This window comes from Nocardia sp. CC201C (genome assembly GCF_030010695.1).
GTDB classification, from domain to species: domain Bacteria; phylum Actinomycetota; class Actinomycetes; order Mycobacteriales; family Mycobacteriaceae; genus Nocardia; species Nocardia otitidiscaviarum.
In genome coordinates, this window is the sequence record NZ_JASCXP010000628.1 from 1 (window position 1) to 2,730 (window position 2,730).

3 protein-coding genes and 1 pseudogene are annotated in these 2,730 nt (G+C 65.7%); 1 reads left to right on the forward strand and 3 read right to left on the reverse strand.

Annotated elements, in window-relative coordinates:
• Positions 1–244: 244 nt before the first annotated feature.
• The 3 genes from QK444_RS35125 to QK444_RS35135 all read right to left on the reverse strand — a co-directional run bounded on the left by QK444_RS35125 (position 245) and on the right by QK444_RS35135 (position 1,765).
• Entirely contained in the window at positions 245–556 is a 312-nt protein-coding gene (locus tag QK444_RS35125) for a hypothetical protein (protein WP_228808581.1), read from the reverse strand.
• A 1-nt stretch (position 557) separates the two neighbouring features.
• Complete coding sequence (locus QK444_RS35130; RefSeq protein WP_029923775.1) at positions 558–1,133, reverse strand: sigma-70 family RNA polymerase sigma factor; 576 nt, start codon at positions 1,131–1,133, stop codon at positions 558–560.
• A gap of 338 nt (positions 1,134–1,471) precedes the next feature.
• Positions 1,472–1,765, reverse strand: coding sequence for a WhiB family transcriptional regulator (locus QK444_RS35135; RefSeq protein WP_029923776.1), 294 nt, complete (start codon positions 1,763–1,765; stop codon positions 1,472–1,474).
• 578 nt (positions 1,766–2,343) lie between these two features.
• Between QK444_RS35135 and QK444_RS35140 the strand changes: the two are divergent.
• Positions 2,344–2,730, forward strand: a pseudogene (locus tag QK444_RS35140) (hypothetical protein); the annotation flags it as partial.

The window sequence follows — 2,730 nt, forward strand, 5'->3', positions numbered from 1 at the left end:
GTTCTCGCGCGGTGGTGGGCCGTGCGGGCCGCAGGCCTTGTTCCGCGCAGAGGTCGGCAGCGTACGGGCGCGAGCGTGCGTGGCGAGCGGGCCGCCCGGTACATCGCCTCGATTCGATTCGGCCGGGTGATCGAGACCGGTCGCGCTGTGGAACCGAGCCGCCCCGGAGCGCTTGCCGGCGCCGGATCGCGACCGAATCACAGAGATCGGACCGGGCGGGCGACCTGGTTGGCGGGCAGCCGGATCAGTCGTTGACGGCGTGGTTGCGGCCGTTGCCGTTGCGGGCGGCGGTGCGGGCGAGGGAGATGACGGTCGCGGGGGCCTGGTCGGCGGCGATCGCGTTCAGGACGCGGTCACGGAGAGCGGCGGGTGGTGCGGTGGCCGAGGCGGCTGCGAACAGCGCCAGGGCCTCGCGTGTCTGCTGCACTTCGAGGGTGAAGTCCGCGCGCAGCGCCGGGTCACCGGCATCCAATAGCCGCTGCACTGCGCGCTGATCTTCGTCGCCGATCGATCCGAGCGCGACAGTGTGCGCGAGATCGATCTGGCTTTCGTTCATCTCACGTCACTCCCAAACTTTTCTTGAGTCTCGTCAGTCCGTCCCGAATACGGGACTTAACGGTAGGTAACCCTACGCCCAGATAGGCCGCTACCTCGGCATACGTCCGTCCGCCGAAGTAAGCGAGGGAGATCGCCTCCCGCTGGGTCTCCGTCAGTGTGGCCAGCCCCTGCAGAACCGCCTGCTGTTCCAGCCGTCGGCCTACTTCTTCGGTGACCTCATCGAATTCGTTACCGAGGGTGCTGGTTCCATAGGCGACCTCGCGCTGGGCATGGGCCTGCTCGGCGCGGACGCGATCGACCGCGCGACGATGGGCGAGGGTCATGAGCCAGGTAACGGCCGAACCCTTCGCCGGATCGAAATTCGCCGCCGTGCGCCAGATCTGGAGGTAGACCTCCTGTGTGGTCTCCTCGGCGTAGCCGGGATCGTGCAGCACCCGTAGGACGAGTCCGAATACCCGCGCGCTGGTGCGGTCGTACAGCTCGGCGAACGCCTGCTGATCCGACTGCCCGCAGCGTTCGAGAAGTGCGGCGAGTTCAAGGCTTTCGGCTGCGCGAGCCGTCACCGCAGAGTCCACGCGGGGTGGGATGGCGCTCTGGAAGGAGTCGCCCTCTGCGGCCGGCGGCCGCGTTGTCACAACGCTCCGTTCTGTGTCATCGGCCACTACCGTAGCGTGCCGCTATGACCTCCTCTCGGTGGGGGTGGAGGCAAAATGGCTGTCGCCCAGCGTTTTTCGGACAATTCGCCCAACTCGCACTTCGACTTTCGATGACACGCCGTGAGCGTTGAGCCCAACCCGTCCGCGCTCGGCAGTGGCCGGTTGTTTGCTAGGAATTCGAGGCACCGCGGCGCGCGGATGGGAAAGAATCCGAAGTCACACGGTGTGCACAGCCGTCACAGGGCGCTGCGTTCGCCTCACGCGACAACACGTCGCCGATTGCGGCGCGCGTGCATCTCTCGTTCCGTTTCCGACATTCCGCCCCAGATGCCGTAGGGCTCGCTGACCTTCAGCGCGTGCGAGCGGCACTGCATGAGGACCGGGCAGGCGCGGCAGATCTCCTTGGCCCGCATCTCGCGCTGGGCGCGGGCGCGGCCGCGCTCGCCGTCGGGATGGAAGAACACCGACGAATCCTGCCCGCGGCAGGATCCCCGCATCTGCCAGTCCCAGACGTCCGCGTTCGGACCAGGGAGGTGGGTCGGCATAGGCATGTGAACTCCTCAGGTGCGAGCTCGTCGGCATTGTCGAGCGGGTGCTGGTGTGGCATAGGGCCGCATCACAATTCTTCGCGCGGCGCCGATGGCGGCGATGTCGTACGTTAGGACGAACAATGAAATGGCGTCAATAGCCTCACTCGCTCTATTGGGAATACCAGCACATTCGAGAATTAACGTGCTTGCTATTTACAAAGAGCCGGTCTCCGGCGATACTGATCGGTTGCCCAGGTGTCGGATGGGGTGTCGACATGATGCCGAGGGCAATAAAACAGCAGCTCACGGACCGTTTTTCGATACGGTGAGCAACGTTGCGGTGTCATGTGCACATGTGGCTATGGGTGATCTCAGCCATTGCGGGCCGCATTATGGGTGGGGGCGAGATGGCCGCTTCGCGGCTGCCAGGTTAATAATGCGATACGCATACGAATTCCATACGAACGTGCTGGAGGATTGCGAGCACAGATTTACCCAACGGAAACAGAGCGGGTGCTTCGAATGCTGAGAGTTAGCTGTAGGAATGTGCTATGCCAGGCATCGGCGGACCCGCTCGGCTGCATCGATAGAGTGCGGCCGTGCCTGTGCTCGAAGTGAACTCCGTACTCGCCGAATCCGCTTTCGGCGGTACTCCGGAACGCGCTGCCACCGGGTTGCCGGTTGCCGCGAACGCGACCGAATCCTGGTTGCGTGCGGTGGCGCTCTCCGGCGTCGGGCACTACGCGGCCGCCCGCGCCGAACTGGCCCGCACCCGGCGGCTCACCCCGGACCCGATCCTGCGTTCGCTCAGCCTCAGTACCGAAGCCTCGTTCCTACGCCAGCTCGGCTGGCACGCCCTGGCCGCCGCACTGGACGGCCACGCCGCCAACCTCGTCCTGCCCGATGCGGACCCGGCCGACCGTGTTTCCGCCGACTGTGACTCGGCCGACCGTGACCCGGTCGACCGCGGCCCGGGCCACTCGGAG